General features: G+C 70.7%; 16 protein-coding genes. 7 read left to right on the top strand and 9 right to left on the bottom strand.

Translation table 11 applies throughout. The features are described 5' to 3' along the window. Positions 1-149: 149 nt before the first annotated feature. Positions 150-2,378 carry a DEAD/DEAH box helicase gene (locus OG892_RS34820; RefSeq protein ID WP_371631177.1) on the bottom strand — a complete coding sequence of 743 codons (2,229 nt, stop codon included), beginning with the start codon at positions 2,376-2,378 and terminating at the stop codon, positions 150-152. A 186-nt stretch (positions 2,379-2,564) separates the two neighbouring features. Between OG892_RS34820 and OG892_RS34825 the strand changes: the two genes are divergently transcribed. Beyond that, entirely contained in the window at positions 2,565-3,350 is a 786-nt protein-coding gene (locus OG892_RS34825) for a VOC family protein (protein ID WP_328864631.1), read from the top strand. A gap of 82 nt (positions 3,351-3,432) precedes the next feature. Beyond that, the gene (locus OG892_RS34830; protein ID WP_024490309.1) at positions 3,433-3,687 is read left to right on the top strand and encodes a WhiB family transcriptional regulator; all 255 of its coding nucleotides are present in this window, start codon (positions 3,433-3,435) and stop codon (positions 3,685-3,687) included. A 70-nt stretch (positions 3,688-3,757) separates the two neighbouring features. Here OG892_RS34830 and OG892_RS34835 read toward each other — a convergent pair whose 3' ends face one another. The 4 genes from OG892_RS34835 to OG892_RS34850 all read right to left on the bottom strand — a co-directional run bounded on the left by OG892_RS34835 (position 3,758) and on the right by OG892_RS34850 (position 7,067). Beyond that, positions 3,758-4,672 (bottom strand): chitosanase, encoded by a 915-nt coding sequence (locus OG892_RS34835; RefSeq protein WP_371631178.1) that lies wholly within the window; start codon positions 4,670-4,672, stop codon positions 3,758-3,760. A 90-nt stretch (positions 4,673-4,762) separates the two neighbouring features. Beyond that, the gene (locus OG892_RS34840; protein WP_073734379.1) at positions 4,763-5,737 is read right to left on the bottom strand and encodes an acyl-ACP desaturase; all 975 of its coding nucleotides are present in this window, start codon (positions 5,735-5,737) and stop codon (positions 4,763-4,765) included. Between the two features lie 277 nt (positions 5,738-6,014). Then, complete coding sequence (locus tag OG892_RS34845) at positions 6,015-6,206, bottom strand: hypothetical protein (protein WP_073734380.1); 192 nt, start codon at positions 6,204-6,206, stop codon at positions 6,015-6,017. 9 nt (positions 6,207-6,215) lie between these two features. After that, on the bottom strand, positions 6,216-7,067 hold the full coding sequence (locus OG892_RS34850; RefSeq protein WP_073734381.1) for a Scr1 family TA system antitoxin-like transcriptional regulator: 852 nt from the start codon (positions 7,065-7,067) through the stop codon (positions 6,216-6,218). 154 nt (positions 7,068-7,221) lie between these two features. On the opposite strand from OG892_RS34850, the gene OG892_RS34855 reads away from it, so the two are divergent. Further along, on the top strand, positions 7,222-7,695 hold the full coding sequence (locus tag OG892_RS34855) for an ATP-binding protein (protein WP_371631179.1): 474 nt from the start codon (positions 7,222-7,224) through the stop codon (positions 7,693-7,695). 47 nt (positions 7,696-7,742) lie between these two features. Here the strand turns inward: OG892_RS34855 and OG892_RS34860 are convergent, their stop codons facing one another. The 3 genes from OG892_RS34860 to OG892_RS34870 all read right to left on the bottom strand — a co-directional run bounded on the left by OG892_RS34860 (position 7,743) and on the right by OG892_RS34870 (position 10,516). Continuing rightward, positions 7,743-9,374, bottom strand: a complete 1,632-nt coding sequence (locus tag OG892_RS34860) for an ABC-F family ATP-binding cassette domain-containing protein (RefSeq protein ID WP_371631180.1) — start codon at positions 9,372-9,374, stop codon at positions 7,743-7,745. 290 nt (positions 9,375-9,664) lie between these two features. Continuing rightward, complete coding sequence (locus OG892_RS34865) at positions 9,665-10,081, bottom strand: SsgA family sporulation/cell division regulator (protein WP_371631181.1); 417 nt, start codon at positions 10,079-10,081, stop codon at positions 9,665-9,667. A 141-nt stretch (positions 10,082-10,222) separates the two neighbouring features. Continuing rightward, a complete protein-coding gene (locus OG892_RS34870; protein ID WP_073734385.1) occupies positions 10,223-10,516 on the bottom strand; it encodes a YciI family protein in 294 nt (97 codons plus the stop codon). 98 nt (positions 10,517-10,614) lie between these two features. Here OG892_RS34870 and OG892_RS34875 point away from each other — a divergent pair, with 98 nt between their 5' ends. Continuing rightward, entirely contained in the window at positions 10,615-11,292 is a 678-nt protein-coding gene (locus OG892_RS34875; protein WP_073734386.1) for an endonuclease V, read from the top strand. A 79-nt stretch (positions 11,293-11,371) separates the two neighbouring features. After that, positions 11,372-11,515 carry a morphogenic membrane protein MmpA gene (gene mmpA, locus OG892_RS34880; protein WP_199884340.1) on the top strand — a complete coding sequence of 48 codons (144 nt, stop codon included), beginning with the start codon at positions 11,372-11,374 and terminating at the stop codon, positions 11,513-11,515. A 28-nt stretch (positions 11,516-11,543) separates the two neighbouring features. Here mmpA and OG892_RS34885 read toward each other — a convergent pair whose 3' ends face one another. Then, entirely contained in the window at positions 11,544-12,734 is a 1,191-nt protein-coding gene (locus OG892_RS34885; protein ID WP_328864627.1) for a saccharopine dehydrogenase NADP-binding domain-containing protein, read from the bottom strand. A gap of 366 nt (positions 12,735-13,100) precedes the next feature. On the opposite strand from OG892_RS34885, the gene OG892_RS34890 reads away from it, so the two are divergent. Together OG892_RS34890 and OG892_RS34895 are read left to right on the top strand one after the other, a co-directional pair. Beyond that, positions 13,101-14,261, top strand: coding sequence for a CaiB/BaiF CoA-transferase family protein (locus OG892_RS34890; protein ID WP_328864626.1), 1,161 nt, complete (start codon positions 13,101-13,103; stop codon positions 14,259-14,261). Continuing rightward, positions 14,261-15,403 (top strand): acyl-CoA dehydrogenase family protein, encoded by a 1,143-nt coding sequence (locus tag OG892_RS34895; protein ID WP_371631182.1) that lies wholly within the window; start codon positions 14,261-14,263, stop codon positions 15,401-15,403. Before OG892_RS34890 ends, OG892_RS34895 begins: the two co-directional genes overlap by 1 nt. Positions 15,404-15,428 lie beyond the last annotated feature (25 nt).

Below are 15,428 nucleotides of genomic sequence, written 5' to 3' on the forward strand. Positions count from 1 at the left end.
CCGGACCTCCCACCAGAACACGGCCGTTTCCACAGAGCAGCGGACGCCGGTCCGAGCCCCTCTCTTGTTTAGCCGGGTCCGGCCGGTGCCGTGACCGGGTTGCCGTTGAATGGCAGTAAAACGATGCCCTGGCCGAATCGCCGCAGTCGTCAGGAACCGTCCACCTCTCTTTCCGGCTCCGCCCCCACCTTCGCCCTCGACTCCACGGCGAGGCGCCGCTGTTCCTCCTCGACGATGCGGCGGGCCAGCGAGCCGTCCGACACGTCCACGGCGTCCGGCGTCGTCTCCGCGACATCACTGCGCCGTGCATAGGCGTCGAACAACCGTTCCTTGCGGGCCAGGATGTCCAGCATGCGTTCGTCGACGCTGTCCGCCACGAGCAGCCGGTGCACCTGGACCGTGCGTATCTGGCCCATCCGATGGGCGCGGGCCACCGCCTGGTGCTCCATCGTCGGCTTGATCTGCGGCTCGCAGAGGATGACGACCGAAGCGGCCTGCATGTTGAGCCCGATCCCGCCGGCCTGGATCTGGCTCAGCAGGACCGCATGGCCGTCGGCCGCCGTGAAGTCGTCGATCAGCTCCTGGCGCCGGGCGGCCGGCACGCTCCCGGACACCGGCCCGAACACGTCCTCGTCCAAGGCCCGGCGAACCGTCTCCAGCACCTCACGGAAGTACGAGAACACCACGACCTTCAGCCCGTTGCCCGCCGCCTCCGCGACCAGCTCGCGCAGCCGGTTCAGCTTCGCGGAGGTGGCCGGGCCGGCGTACGCGGCCCGGCGCATCCGCATGAACTGCCCGGCGGCCACCGCCTCCCGGTAGGCCAGCAGATCCGCCTCGCTGAACTCCTCCCACTCGTCGACCTGCACCAGCGCCGGGAGTTCGGTGAGGACGTCGCGCTGGTTGCGGCGCAGATAGGCGGGGGCGACGGCCCGGCGGAACGCCTGGGATCCGGCGGCACCGTGGCTGGTACTGATCAGCGGGGCCAGCTCGGGCTGGAGCTGGCTGACGAGGCTGCGGAACTCCGCCACCCGGTTCTCCATCGGGGTGCCGGTCAGGAACAGCACCCGCTCGGTCCGCTGCGACCAGCCGGACACCGCCCGGGAGCGCCGGGTGGCGGGATTCTTGACGTAGTGCGCCTCGTCGACCACGAGCATGCCGGGCCGTATGCCGCAGTCGTCCGCGACGGGCAGGGTGTGCAGGGCGTCGTACGTGGTGAGCGCGACCCCGCCGCCCTCGCGCCACTCCGCGAACGCGCCCTGCCGGTCCGGTCCGTGCACCGGCAGCACCCGCAGCGTCGAGCGGGACCGGACCTCCCGGGTCCAGTTGATCAGCACGCTCGCCGGGCAGACCACCAGGAAGTGGGTCTCGCCCCCGGCCGCGAGATGGGCCAGCGCGGCGATGGCCTGGACCGTCTTGCCGAGCCCCATCTCGTCGCCGAGGATCACCCGCTTCTGCGCGAGCGCGAAACGGGCGCCGAAGGACTGGTAGCCGCGCAACGACACCCGCAGCCGGGCGTCGTCCAGCCGCAGACCGCGCACCCGGTCGGCGATCCCGGACGGCAGGAACCCCTCGGCCGCGTCCCGGTCCGGTCCGGTCCCGGACATCTCGGCGAGCAGGCTGTAGTACTCGGCGGAGCGCACCTCGAAGTCGACCCAGGCCGCGATCGGGGAGTCCGGATCGCGCAGCAGATCGGCCGAGACCTGCCCGAACAGCAGCGGGAGTTCGCGCTCCCGCGCATCGGCCAGCACCGCGCGGGCGGCGGCGACGGCGGCCAGTGCCCGCGTCCGGGCCGGCCGCCGCGTGAACACCATCCGCAGCCGCCCCCGCGCGGGCGCCGCCGTGACCAGCAGCGGATCCAGCCGCTCGGCCAGCCCGCGGGCGCCGTCCACCGCCCGCCGGACGTCCGGCCCTGCCTCGACCAGCCGGTACAACGCCGTGACCAGGGCGGTCGTGGCGTCGTCCGGGGATTCGACCGCTATCCGCACCGTGACCGTGTCCCGTACGGCGTGGGCGATCTGGCCCGCTGCGGCGAGTGCCTGGGCGGCGGTCTGCGCACCGACGCCGGGGATCTGGCGGAGCTCGTAGCGGCTGGTCCCGTGCACCTGCCCGACGGTGGTGAAACCGGCCTGCTCGATCGCACCGATGCGCAGCCGGCCCTCGGTGACGTCCTTGAGCCGGGACGCCGGGATGGCCGAAAGCTCGTCCCGGACGAGCGCGTCGAGCAGGGGGTCCAGGGCGGTGCGTACGGCATCGACGGCGCGGCCGTGGTCGGCCAGTACCGCGCGTGACGCGCCCAGCAGCTCCTCGGCCCGCGCGAGCAGCTCCCTGGCCGCCCGCCCGGTCGTCGCCCCGCCCTCCGTGGACCCGGCCTCAGTCATGTACGTCCTCTGTCCCCGCAAACCGCACCGCCGCACCGCCCGGCAGCCGGCCGGAGCGATTCGTATCGTCCCATGCGCTGCTGACACGGGGCCGACGGACTGCGGTTGTCAGTGCCCGGTGCAAGACTCGGACACATCAGGAGAAACCCTGTTCGTACGGGAACGGGACCACTGAAGGAGCGCACCATGCTCACCACCCGATTCGTCGACGGAGCCCCCAACTGGCTGGATCTCGGAACCCCGGATCTCGATGGGGCCGCGGCCTTCTACACCGCTCTCTTCGGCTGGGGGTACGAGGCCGGTGGCCCAGAGACCGGTGGCTACGGCATGTTCACGCTCGACGGGAAGTCGGTCGGGGGTGTGATGACCGTGACGGAGGAGCAGGCGAAGTCATCCTGGTCGGTGTACTTCCAGTCGTCGGACACCGACGCCACCGCACGGCTCGTGGAGAAGGCCGGCGGTTCGGTGCCGTTCGCGCCGATGGACGTGCTGGAGTTCGGCCGGATGGGCGGGTTCGCCGACCGGGGCGGAGCGTACTTCGGCGTATGGCAGCCGAAGCAGCTGCCGGGACTCGGAGCCGTGGGGGACACCGGCAGTCTGTGCTGGGCCGAGCTGTACACCCCGGACGTTCCGGCGGCGGCGGCGTTCTACGGCGCGGTCTTCGGCTGGGATTGCAGCCAGGTGCCCTATCCGGAAGGCGGCGGATCGTACACACTGGTCCGGACCGGGGGAGGCGGCGAGGAAGCCGGCTTCGGCGGGCTCGTCCCGCTCGACGCCGTACCGGTCCGGGCGGTCGTGGGCCCGCACTGGCTGCCGTACATCGAGGTCGACGACTGCGATGCCACGGTGGCGGAGGTCGAGCGGCTGGGCGGCAAGCTGACGCTGGAGCCGCTGGAGATGGACGGCGTGGGCAGGTTCGCCAACGTCGCCGATCCCTACGGCGCGCCGTTCGCCGTGATCAAGAGCGCTTAGCCTTCCCCCTCCGGGCGGACCGGGAGGGGTGGTTGATGCATCGTTGATCAGTCGTTTATCGCGGCAGGGCACTGTGTGCGGCATGCTGATCAACACCCCGACCGACCCCGCTCTCGCCTGGCAGGAGACAGCGCTGTGCGCGCAAGCGGGGCCCGAGTTCTTCTTTCCCGCCCCCGGCAGCTCCACCCGGGAGGCCAAGCAGCTCTGCAACGCCTGCGAAGGGCGGGTGGCCTGCCTCGAGTACGCCCTCGACAACGACGAGCGCTTCGGCGTGTGGGGCGGCCTCTCCGAGAAGGAGCGGGACCGGCTGCGCAGAGCGGGACGCGACCGGGCGTGACCGCGGGCGCCGGGCCGGTCACCCGGCGCGGCCCGGCGCACGCGGCAGGGGCCGCGTCAGGGCGCCCGCGTCAGGACGTGACGTGGAATGTCTCGCCGTACATCTTCCAGGTCAGCGGCGGTTTCAGCGCCAGGTTGCCGTCGTACAGGAACTCCCGCTGCGCCGTGTCGATGCGCGAGGTGTCGTGCTGGTTCCTCTTCGACTTCATCACGGCTCGCGCGGCGTCCAGGAACGCGTCCAGATAGACCTTCTCGTCCCCGCCCTCGTCGACCGTGTCGGCCTCCGCGAGTGCCGCCTTCCGGATGCCGTAGAAGGCGTCCGGCTCCGTTCCGGGGCCCTGCAGCACCATGGCGTCGAAGTAGATGAACTGGCCCAGGGTGCCGAGCCCGTCCAGTTTGGCCAGCCGTACGGCCGGCTCGAAGTACTGCTTGTCCCTGACCCGGTCCTGCGCGGCACGGAACACCGGATCCTCGGCCGACTTCTTCCACGCGGCGGTGAAGCCGGGGTCCAGGCCCTCGTGCGAGCCGGTGCCGTCCACCTTGCGCAGCGCGGGGACGTACGGCTTCAACGGGCTGTCCGGGTGGTCCTTGGTGAACGCCTCGACGAACGTGAGCATGTCGTGCGTTCCGGAGCAGAATCCGACGATCCCGGCCGTGTAGCCGGTGCCGTCGCCGTTGTCGTCGATCACGCCGTACTGGCTGCGCCAGTCCAGCGTGGAGCTCTCCGAGGTGGCCAGCAGCTTCCAGGCCAGTTCGCGTTCGGCCGGTGCGGCCAGCCCGGCGGGCATCGCCGCGACACGTTCGTCCAGCTCCCGGCGCCCCTCCTCGTCCGCGGCGGCGTACGGGTCGGGGCCCACCGCCGAGTCGGCCGGGTCCGCGGCGGCGGCGGGGGAGTCGTCGGGCGGTTCGGGGTCGTCGCCGCCACCGTTGAAGACGATGGAGGCGACGATGGCTATCGGCGCGGCGAAGAGAACGAAACGCGTCATAGGTTTCACCGGCACAGAGTACGGTCCGTGCACCGGTGGTGAGGGCCGACCACCCCGCTGTGACGGGTCACAGCGGGGTGGGGCGGGCCGTCAGGCCTGGGCGCGGGCCGCCATCCGCTCCTTGCGGGCGGCCAGCTTCGCGTCGAACTTCGACGCCTCGCTGTCCAGCCCGTTCATGTACAGGCCGAGCTCCTCCTGTGCCTTCAGACCCTCCGGGCCGAGCCCGTCGATGTCCAGCACCTTCAGATAGCGCAGTACCGGCTGGATGACGTCGTCGTGGTGGATGCGCATGTTGTAGATCTCGCCGATCGCCATCTGTGCGGCGGCCCGCTCGAAGCCGGGCATGCCGTGGCCGGGCATCCGGAAGTTCACGACGACGTCGCGCACGGACTGCATGGTCAGGTCCGGTGCGAGCTCGAAGGCGGCGCCGAGGAGGTTGCGGTAGAACACCATGTGCAGGTTCTCGTCGGTCGCGATCCGGGCCAGCATCCGGTCACAGACCGGGTCGCCCGACTGGTGGCCGGTGTTCCGGTGGGAGACCCGGGTGGCCAGCTCCTGGAAGGAGACATAGGCCACGGAGTGCAGCATCGAGTGGCGGTTGTCGGACTCGAAGCCCTCCGCCATGTGCGCCATCCGGAACTGCTCCAGCTTGTCCGGGTCGACCGCACGCGACGTGAGCAGGTAGTCGCGCATCACGATGCCGTGCCGGCCCTCCTCGGCCGTCCAGCGGTGCACCCAGGTCCCCCAGGCGCCGTCGCGGCCGAAGAGCGAGGCGATCTCGTGGTGGTAGCTGGGGAGGTTGTCCTCGGTCAGCAGGTTCACGACCAGGGCGATCTTGCCGATGTCGGTGACCTTGGACTGCTCGGACTCCCAGGCCTGGCCGTCCTCGAAGACGCCGGGGAAGTTCCGGCCGTCGGAGAACGGCACGTACTCGTGCGGCATCCAGTCCTTGGCGACCTTCAGATGGCGGTTGAGTTCCTTCTCCACCACCTCTTCCAGCGCGTAAAGCAGTTGGGCGTCAGTCCACGCCTGTGAACTGCCGAGGTGGGGAGAGGTGATAGTCACGGGGGCTCCTGGGGACGGGAGAATTACCTACGGCTTCGTAGGTTACGAGACCGTAGGTTAAAGCGGCGGTAAGGCCGGAGCCAAGCCCGTCCGGGCGATATTCGATTACGTTATGTCATTTACGCAGCTCAGATGGGTGTACAGAGGGTCAGGGCGGCTGCGGGAAAGGGGGCTCAGATGGTGACACGGCCGGGCCCGGCCCCCGGTGGCGGCGCGCTCTGAACAGTCGGCGTACTCGGAGCGCGGGCGCACAGGGGACTCGGCCGGTCGGTCGGGGTCAGAGCAGATGGTCCGCCGCGCCGGACTTCACCGCGAAGATCAGTGCCCGCAGCGCCTCCATGGAGTCACTGACGTAGATGGCGGTGTCGGTGGTGGAGCCGATGTAGGCGCGGCCCTGGTCGTCCAGTCCGAAGCGGAAGCAGTTCGCCCCCTCGCTGCAGAACGCCTCGTCCCAGCAGATGTCGTTCATGGTCTCTCCTCAGAGGTCCTTGGCTATGCACTTGATGAAATCGCGTGATTCCGCGACGGGCAGTGCGAGCGTACGAAGCCGCCCCAACAGGCCGCGATAGCGCCGCAGTTGCATGTCCGCATCGAGCAGTATCGAGCCGTGCGAGGAATCGAGCTGCACGGTATCGAGCTGGGGTACCGCCGCGCCGACATAGGTGAAGGACTGTCCGGCGCCGGGGAATCCGCCGGCCGCGAACGGGATCACCCGGACGGTCGTCCTGTCCCGTTCGGACTGGCAGAGGATGTGATCCAGCTGCGCCTGCGTGACCTTCGGGCCGCCGAACTGCATCCGGAGGGCGGCCTCGTGGATCACCGCCTCGTACAGGGGCGGCCGGTCACGTTCGAGCACCTCCTGGCGGCGCAGCCGCAGGGAGAGCCGGGCCATCAGATCGGGGCGCGGCAGCTGGGGGTCGGCGGTGTCGAAGACCGCCCGCGCATGTTCCTCGGTCTGCAGCAGGCCGGGGATGTGCGTGGTGGTCGCGGTGTTCAACTCCACCGAATGGAACTCGAGTTCGGCGATGTCCAGCAGGCTGGGCAGCAGGAGTCCGCGGTGCTCCTCCCACCACCCCCTGGCCCGCTCCTGCGCCATCTCGGCCAGCAGGTCCACCAGGCCCGTGTCGGGGCAGCCGTAGTTGAAGGCGAGGGTGCGGACCCGCTCGGCGCTGATGCCGAATCTGCCCGACTCGATGTTCGGGATCCGGGTGCGATCCACGCCGAGCAGTGCGGCGGCCTGCTGCGCCGTCATTCCGGACTGCTCACGCAGCTTGCGCAGTTCGTACCCGAGCCGCTGCTGCCGGGCGGTCGGGGTGCTCCTGGGAGGCACGTCGTGTGTCCTTCCGGGTGTGGGGAGTCAGTGAAATGACCGGAACCACACAAGTAGTAGCACTGTGCTCCACTTGTGGGCTACGGTCGGTAGCGTAAGTCTCACACGGGGCGACCATGCCTCTGTGTGACCGTCGCCACATGAGCCGGGAATCGTGAGTACTTTGATGAAGGGCGCACTGCGTTGCCTCCCTGCCCTCGCCCCCACCGGGCCCCATCCGCCGAGAGCGGACAATCTGAGCTATTCGTTCGCTCTGCCCGGTGGCGCCTTCTGCGCCGGCCTCGCCCGCCGTGTCGTCAGCGACCTGCTCACCCGGCACGACCTCGCGGAACTCCGCGACACCGCGGTGCTCGCCACGTCCGAACTGGTCGCCGCGGCCTACCGGTTCACTCCGGACCGGGAGATGCTGCTGCGGATCCACTGGCAGTTCGACGCGCTGCGGATCGTCCTCTACGACCAACACCCCTGCCACGGAACGCCCGAGAGGGCCGAGGGGTGCAGGGAGCGCCGCAGCGCCGACATGTGGCTGCTGGCCGCCGCGGTCGAGGCGCACGGCGGGGACTGGGGGCTCGCCCCCGCGCTGACAGCCACCGGCGGCTCGAAGACCTGGGCGTTACTCCACCCCTAGCCCCGCACAGCCCCGGCCCCGCACACCTCCGGCCCCTACCCCATACCTCACATCCCGGCGCGCACCTCATCCGCCGTGGTGTCCCGGAGCTCGCCGTCGAGCAGCAGCCAGCGCGTGATTCCGAGCGACTCCAGGAACGGCACGTCGTGACTCGCCACGATGAGCGCTCCCTCGTACGCGTCCAGCGCAGCCGTCAGCCGGCGCACGCTCGCCAGGTCCAGGCTGTTCGTCGGTTCGTCCAGCATCAGCAGCTGAGGTGCCGGTTCCGCGAGCAGCAGCGCGGCCAGAGCGGCACGGAACCGCTCCCCGCCCGACAGCGTTCCCGCGGGCCGGTCAGAGCGTGCCCCCTTGAACAGAAAGCGTGCCAGCCTCGCCCTGATGGCGTTGTCCGTGGCATCCGGTGCGAACCGCGCCACGTTCTCCACCACGCTCAGTCCGTCGTCGAGCACGTCCAGCCGCTGCGGCAGGAACCGCGTCGGGACCTCCACCGCGGCCTCTCCGGACACCGGCGCCAGCTCACCGACGAGCGTCCGCAGCAGCGTGGTCTTGCCCGCTCCGTTACGCCCCACCAGCGCGATGCGCTCCGGACCGCGCACCTCGAACGAGCCCTGGACCCGGGCCCCGTAAGCCAGTTCCAGATCGCGCAGCACCAGCACGCCACGGCCCGGATGGACCTTGGTGTGCGGGAGCTCGACCCGGATCTCGTCGTCGTCGCGCACCGCCTCCTCCGCGGCGTCCAGGCGCTCCCTCGCCTCGGCCAGCCGCTCGGTGTGCATGATGCGGTGCTTGCCCGCGGACTCCTGCGCGGCGCGCTTGCGGGCACCCATGACGATCTTCGGCTCGCGCTTCTGGTCGTTCATCTTCTGCCCGTAGCGCTTGCGTCGGGCCAGCTTGACGTGAGCGTCCGCGAGTTCGCGCTTCTGCCGGTGCACATCGGCCTCCGCGACCCGCACCATGCGCTCCGCGGCCTCCTGTTCCACGGCGAGCGCCTCCTCGTACGCCGAGAGGTTTCCGCCGTACCAGGTGACCTCCGAACCCCGCAGGTCCGCGATCTGATCGACGCGGTCCAGGAGTTCCCGGTCGTGACTGACGACGACCAGGACCCCGCTCCACGCCTCGACCGCGGCGTACAGGCGCTGCCGGGCGTACAGGTCCAGGTTGTTCGTCGGCTCGTCGAGCAACAGCACGTCCGGCCGGGCCAGCAGCAGCGCGGCCAGCCGCAGCAGCACGCACTCCCCGCCGGACACCTCACCGATGGTCCGGTCGAGCCCGATGTGTCCGAGGCCGAGCTGGTCGAGCGTGGCGCGGGCCCGTTCCTCCACGTCCCAGTCGTCGCCGACGGCCGCGAACCGCTCCTCGCCGACGTCGCCCGCCTCGATGGCGTGCAGCGCCTCACGGGCCCCGGCGATGCCCAGGGCCGCGTCGACCCGCAGAGCGGTGTCCAGGACCAGGTTCTGCGGCAGGTACCCGACCTCGCCCGTGGCCCTGATCCGGCCCCCGGCCGGGACGAGGTCACCGGCGATCAGCCGCAGCAGGGTCGACTTGCCGGCGCCGTTGACGCCGATGAGACCCGTACGGCCGGGCCCCACGGTCAGGTGGAAGTCGTCGAACACCTCGCTGCCGTCGGGCCAGGCGAAGGACAGCGACGAGCAGGTGATGTGTGCGAGCGGAGCTGACATCAGGGAATCTCCCGGTTGCGAGGAAGGTCAGGGGCAACGGGATGAGACACCGGTCACTGGCGTTCCACGGAAGGTTCCGGGGGTGTGGAGGAAAGCCCTGGTCACGGAGGACGGCTCGAAGAGCTGAGGTCACACTCGGGCACGCGGGCATGTACGGACATGGCACGGCGTGCGACACGGTGTCTCAAGACCTCAGACGAGCAACGTCCTACTCCGATCGGCGACGACAAGGACACCGCAGACGCTACGCCCGGCCCGGGGGACCGGCAAACGAATTACCGGCGGCCGAGTCAGCAGGAGCCGTCGAGCAGATCCGTCAGGCTCCGGTCCAGGTCCAGGAACCGGTGCTCCCCGCCGACGGGCACCAGCTGCTGGGTCCGCCGCAGGAACCGGCGCAGCTCCGCGGTACGCACGTGCACCATCGCGATGCCCTCCGCGGCGTGGAACTCCAGCACCGTACGGTCGTACCCGAAGGGCCTGATCCGTACGTCACCCACGCCCGCCGGTACGTCCATGCCCTCCGCGAGCAGCTCCCGGGAGAACTCCCAGGACACCTCGGTGCCCTCCAGCGTCGCGGGTGCGGGGAAGGCCATGCGGATCGCGAAGGGGTCCGTGCGGGCGTAACTCAGGACGGCGGGAAGCGTCTCCATCTGCGGAGCGGACGCCACCATGCGGGCCTGTACGGACTGCTCGATAACGATGGACAAGACCTGCTCCCTCTCACGACCGGATGAACGGGTTCCCGGCACTGATACAGACGACGGATGCCGCCGATCCGTGCACCGGGGGACCGCGTGAGCTGCGTCACCGCCCGCCGCCCACCGTTCACCTGACCCCGAGCGGCGCGATCACACCTGCTGACGGTGGGGCGCGAGGGCGTCCGATGTCCTGGTCGCGAGGAACTCCGTGATCCGGTACACGCAGACACCGTGCACGGCGAACGGATCGGTCGCCGCGAGCCGCTCGATCTCGGCCCGGTCCTCCCCGACCGCGAGAATCACTCCGCCGTCCCGCGGGTTCTTGCGCCCGGAGGCGATGAACACCCCGGCCGCGTACTGCGTGTCGAGCCAGCCGGCATGATCCTTCATCAGCGCGTCGACACGGTCCAGCGGGGCGGCGTAGGAAAGCTCGAGTACGAACATGATCTCCAGGCTACGGGAGCGGCGGGGTGGCTACGGCAGGTCAGGTACCCCTCCCCTCGGCCGTCATGCGCCGGGCAGCTCCTAAACTGGTCGGCACCATGACACGTCTTGAGATGCCCGCCGACGAGGCCGCAGCCCGCGCCCTCCAGGACTCCCTGCGCGCCCGGGTGGTGCTCGACGAACCGGGGCCGCCGCCCGGCACCGGCCGGGTGACCGGTGTCGACGTCGCCTACGACGACGAGCGCGATGTCGTCGTGGCCGCGGCCGTCGTGCTCGACGCGGCCACCCTGGACGTGGTGGCCGAGTCCACCGCCGCCGGCCGGGTCACCTTTCCGTACGTGCCCGGACTCCTGGCCTTCCGCGAGATCCCCACGGTGCTGTCCGCGCTGGAGTCCCTGCCGGTCGACCCGGGCCTCGTCGTCTGCGACGGGTACGGGCAGGCCCACCCGCGCCGCTTCGGGCTCGCCAGTCATCTGGGGGTGCTCACCGGGCTGCCGGTCATCGGCGTGGCGAAGAACCCGTTCACCTTCTCGTACGAACAGCCGGGACCGCGTCGCGGCGACTGCTCGCCGCTGCTCGACGGGGACGAGGAGGTGGGCCGGGCGCTGCGCACCCAGGACGGCACCAAACCGGTGTTCGTCTCCGTCGGCCACCGCACCGGCCTCGACAACGCCTGCGCGCACACCCTGCTGCTCGCCCGGGACTTCCGCCAGCCCGAGACCACCCGCCGGGCGGACGCGCTCTGCCGGCGGGCACTGCGCGAGGCGACCGGCTGAGGGCGGTGCGGGCGGCGGCGAGGGCGTCTGAGTATCCGTACGGATAGCGTTCGACGATCATGGTCGGCACTCTGGACACATGAACGTACCTCGCACACCCACCCGAACCGCACCCCTTCATCCCATCCGGCGCCGAGCCGAGGCGGGCATGCTGATCGGGGGTGCGGTGGCGTTCGTCTGGGCCGGGGCGATGCTCTACACACTCGCCTCCTGGATCTTCTAGTGCTGCCCCTCCCGGCCGCCGCGGCGCGTCAGCGGACCGCCGCCACCCGGAAGCGCAGACCGGACGCCCGGAGACGTTCCCCCAGCGCGTCGCCCATCGCGACGGCCGTCGTGACCTGCCCCGACACCGCCGGCAGCTCGTCCAGCGCCAGACACAGCGAGGCCTCCGCGAGCATCCGGGCCGTCTCCCCGTAGCCCGGATCACCGCCCGACACCTCGGTGAACACCCGGCGGCCGCCGCCCTCGCCGACGAACCGGACCGTGAACCAGCTGCGGTGCCTGCGCTCCGCGTCCGGGCCCGCGCCGGGCTCGTACCGGCTCATCAGCCAGGCCCGCGCGGCCGGGACCTGCGCCGCGCCCAGCAGGGCGCCCATCGCAGCCGTGCCGCCCAGGGCCACCGGGAGGTGCTTGACCGAGGCGTAGTGGCGGTAGCGGAAGTCGGGGCCGTAGCGGGGCAGGGCGCTGGCGGAGCGCTTCACGAGCTGCCCGTCGATCGTCGGCAGCGGTAGCGCCCAGGTGCCGGTCTCCGTGCTGAAGCGCGGTCCGCCGAGCGGTGCGCTGGCGCGGCGGCCGACCAGGCGCGGCTCGTGCAGCCGGCGCTCCCGCGCGGCGCGCACCATCTGGGGACCGCGGCTCATCGTGTTGAGCGCGGAGGCGAACGTACCGCCGGAGAAGGCCGCGTTGCTGCGGACGAAACCGTCGATGCGCAGGGGCACGCCCTCGGGCAGCTGCTGGACCGTGAAGTACACGCCGAGGTCGTGCGGTACGGAGTCGAAGCCGCACGCGTGCACGATCCGGGCGCCGGTCTCGCGCGCCCGTGTGTCGTGCTCCAGGTAGACCCGGTCGATGAACTCCGGCTCGCCGGAGAGGTCCGTGTAGTCCGTCCCCGCCTCCGCGCAGGCCGCGACCAGCTTCTCGCCGTACCAGATGTACGGGCCGACCGTCGTGGCCACCACATGGGTGGACTCGGCCAGTTCGCGCAGCGATCCGGTGTCGTCCGCGTCGGCGTGCAGCAGGGGGATGTCCGCGCAGGCGGGATCGAGGGAGGTGAGGTGATTGCGCAACTGCTCCAGTTTGGCGCGATTGCGACCGGCCAGGGCCCACCGGCAGCCCTCCGGCGCGTGTGAGGCCAGGTATTCGGCGGTGAGGACTCCCACGAATCCCGTGGCGCCGAAGAGGACTACGTCATAGGGGCGTTGTGCCCCGCTCTGCCTGTTCACGAGTGCCTCCGCACGGGCCGGCGCCGATGTAGCAGCCAGAGGTTAGCCGAGGCGGACGTGGCGGTGTGCGGCCGGGAGGGATTCGTGGTGGAAGATCGGCCGAAAAGAACTAAAGAGGGTCCGGCAATTGGGGGGCGGGTGAAGGAGCGGGGCCGGGTGCGTGCAGCCGCAAGGCGGAGGATCGAGGCAACGCGGAGCGTTGTTGATTGACGGCAACGCCGCAGATGGGCGTGCTCGGCCCCGCGACGCCGCCCCCCAATTGCCGGACCCTCTAAGCGCTTGCTCGGCCGAAAGGGTTGTGCGGAGCGCGGTCCGTTCTTAGCATCATCGGTGTTACATCAGTTGTGTCATACCGCTGGGGGCTTGATGGCAACAGCAGGGAACGGTGCGCACGGCCCCCGGGGCCCGCTCGCCGGAGTACGGGTGGTCGAGCTGGCGGGCATCGGGCCCGGTCCGTTCGCCGCGATGCTCCTGGCCGATCTGGGCGCCGACGTGGTGCGGGTCGACCGGCCCGGCGGCGCCGGGCTCGGCATCGATCCGGCCCACGACCTCACCAACCGCAACAAGCGCTCCGTCCTCGTCGACCTCAAGGCCGAGAGCGGCCCGGACACGGTCCTGGACCTGGCCGGACGCGCCGACATCCTGATCGAGGGCTACCGGCCGGGCGTCGCGGAGCGGCTGGGGGTCGGCCCCGACGCCTGCCTGGCGCGCAATCCACGCCTCGTCTACGGGCGGATGACAGGCTGGGGCCAGGACGGTCCGCTGGCCGAGCGGGCCGGGCACGACATCGCCTACATCGCCCTCACCGGCACCCTCTCCATGATCGGGAAGCCGGACGAGCCGCCCACCGTCCCGGCCAACCTGCTCGGGGACTACGCGGGCGGCTCGCTGTACCTCGTCGTCGGCGTCCTCGCCGCCCTCCAGCACGCCCGCACCCCCGGCGGCTCGGGCCAGGTCGTGGACGCGGCGATCGTCGACGGCACCGCCCATCTCGCCATGATGATCCACGGGATGCTCGCGGCCGGCGGCTGGCAGGACCGGCGCGGCTCCAACCTGCTGGACGGCGGCTGCCCGTTCTACGGCTCGTACGAGACCGCCGACGGCGAGTACATGGCGGTCGGCCCGCTGGAGCAGCGGTTCTACGCCGAGTTCACCGAGCTCCTCGGCATCGCGGAGACGGCGCCGGACCGCGGCGACATCTCCCGCTGGGACGAACTGCGCGAGGTCGTCGCCGCCCGCTTCCGTACCCGCACCCGCGCCGAGTGGACCGAGGTGTTCACCGGCTCCGACGCCTGCGTGGCGCCCGTCCTCTCGCTCCGCGAGGCACCGCACCACCCGCACCTCGCCGCCCGCGCCACCTTCGTCGAGCACGGCGGACTCACCCAGCCCGCGCCCGCGCCCCGGTTCTCGGCCACGCCCGCCGCCGTGCACAGCGGCCCGGCCCTGCCGGGCGCCGACACGGAGGCCGTCGCCGCCGACTGGGACGTACCGGCCCTGCGGACCACCCGGAAGGACACCACCGACTGATGCAGCGGCAGATCTTCACCGAAGAGCACGACGCGTTCCGCGAGGCCGTCCGCACCTTCCTGGCCAAGGAGGTCCTCCCGCACTACGAGCAGTGGGAGAAGGACGGCATCGTCTCGCGCGAGGCCTGGCGCGCGGCCGGCCGGCAGGGACTCCTCGGCCTCGCGGTGCCCGAGGAGTACGGCGGCGGCGGCAACACCGACTTCCGCTTCAGCGCCGTGCTCGCAGAGGAGTTCACCCGCGCCGGCGCCCCCGGGCTCGCGCTCGGCCTGCACAACGACATCATCGGCCCCTACCTCACCGGCCTCGGCACCGAGGAGCAGAAGCGGCGCTGGCTGCCCGGCTTCTGCAGCGGCGAGATCATCACCGCCATCGCCATGACCGAACCGGGCGCGGGATCCGACCTCCAGGGCATCCGCACCACGGCAGAGGACAAGGGCGACCACTGGCTGCTCAACGGCTCCAAGACCTTCATCTCCAACGGCATCCTGGCCGACCTGGTCGTCGTCGTGGCGAAGACCACCCCGGAGGGCGGCGCGAAGGGGCTCTCGCTGATAGTCGTCGAGCGCGGTACGGAGGGCTTCGAGCGCGGCCGCAACCTCGACAAGATCGGCCAGAAGTCCCAGGACACCGCCGAGCTGTTCTTCAACGACGTCCGCGTGCCCAAGGAGAACCTCCTCGGCGAGCCGGACGGCGCCTTCATCCACCTGATGACCAACCTGGCCCAGGAGCGGATGGGCATCGCGGTCGCCGGCATCGCCGCGGCCGAGCACCTGCTGGAGATCACCACCGAGTACGTCAAGGAGCGAGAGGCCTTCGGGCGGCCGCTCTCCAAGCTCCAGCACATCCGGTTCGAGATCGCGGAGATGGCCACCGAGTGCGCCGTCACCCGCGCCTTCCTCGACCGGTGCATCGTCGAGCACTCGGAGGGGACACTCGACGCCGTGCACGCCTCGATGGCCAAGTGGTGGGCCACCGAACTCCAGAAGCGGGTGGCCGACCGCTGCCTCCAGTTGCACGGAGGCTACGGCTACATGACGGAGTACCGGGTGGCCAAGGCGTTCACCGACGGCCGCATCCAGACCATCTACGGCGGAACGACCGAGATCATGAAGGAGATCATCGGCCGCTCGCTGCTCGCCTGATCCGGCCCGGTCGAAACGAAAAGAC

The organism is Streptomyces sp. NBC_00341 (genome assembly GCF_041435055.1).
Lineage (GTDB): Bacteria > Actinomycetota > Actinomycetes > Streptomycetales > Streptomycetaceae > Streptomyces.

Bases quoted from the DNA above. Each gene is read 5' to 3' on its own strand.
- OG892_RS34820 (WP_371631177.1), bottom strand. From the start codon at position 2,378: ATGACTGAGGCCGGGTCCACGGAGGGCGGGGCGACGACCGGGCGGGCG.
- OG892_RS34835 (WP_371631178.1), bottom strand. From the start codon at position 4,672: ATGACGCGTTTCGTTCTCTTCGCCGCGCCGATAGCCATCGTCGCCTCC.
- OG892_RS34860 (WP_371631180.1), bottom strand. From the start codon at position 9,374: ATGTCAGCTCCGCTCGCACACATCACCTGCTCGTCGCTGTCCTTCGCC.
- OG892_RS34875 (WP_073734386.1), top strand. From the start codon at position 10,615: ATGACACGTCTTGAGATGCCCGCCGACGAGGCCGCAGCCCGCGCCCTC.
- OG892_RS34870 (WP_073734385.1), bottom strand. From the start codon at position 10,516: ATGTTCGTACTCGAGCTTTCCTACGCCGCCCCGCTGGACCGTGTCGAC.
- OG892_RS34825 (WP_328864631.1), top strand. From the start codon at position 2,565: ATGCTCACCACCCGATTCGTCGACGGAGCCCCCAACTGGCTGGATCTC.
- OG892_RS34845 (WP_073734380.1), bottom strand. From the start codon at position 6,206: ATGAACGACATCTGCTGGGACGAGGCGTTCTGCAGCGAGGGGGCGAAC.
- OG892_RS34895 (WP_371631182.1), top strand. From the start codon at position 14,261: ATGCAGCGGCAGATCTTCACCGAAGAGCACGACGCGTTCCGCGAGGCC.
- mmpA (WP_199884340.1), top strand. From the start codon at position 11,372: ATGAACGTACCTCGCACACCCACCCGAACCGCACCCCTTCATCCCATC.
- OG892_RS34890 (WP_328864626.1), top strand. From the start codon at position 13,101: ATGGCAACAGCAGGGAACGGTGCGCACGGCCCCCGGGGCCCGCTCGCC.
- OG892_RS34830 (WP_024490309.1), top strand. From the start codon at position 3,433: ATGCTGATCAACACCCCGACCGACCCCGCTCTCGCCTGGCAGGAGACA.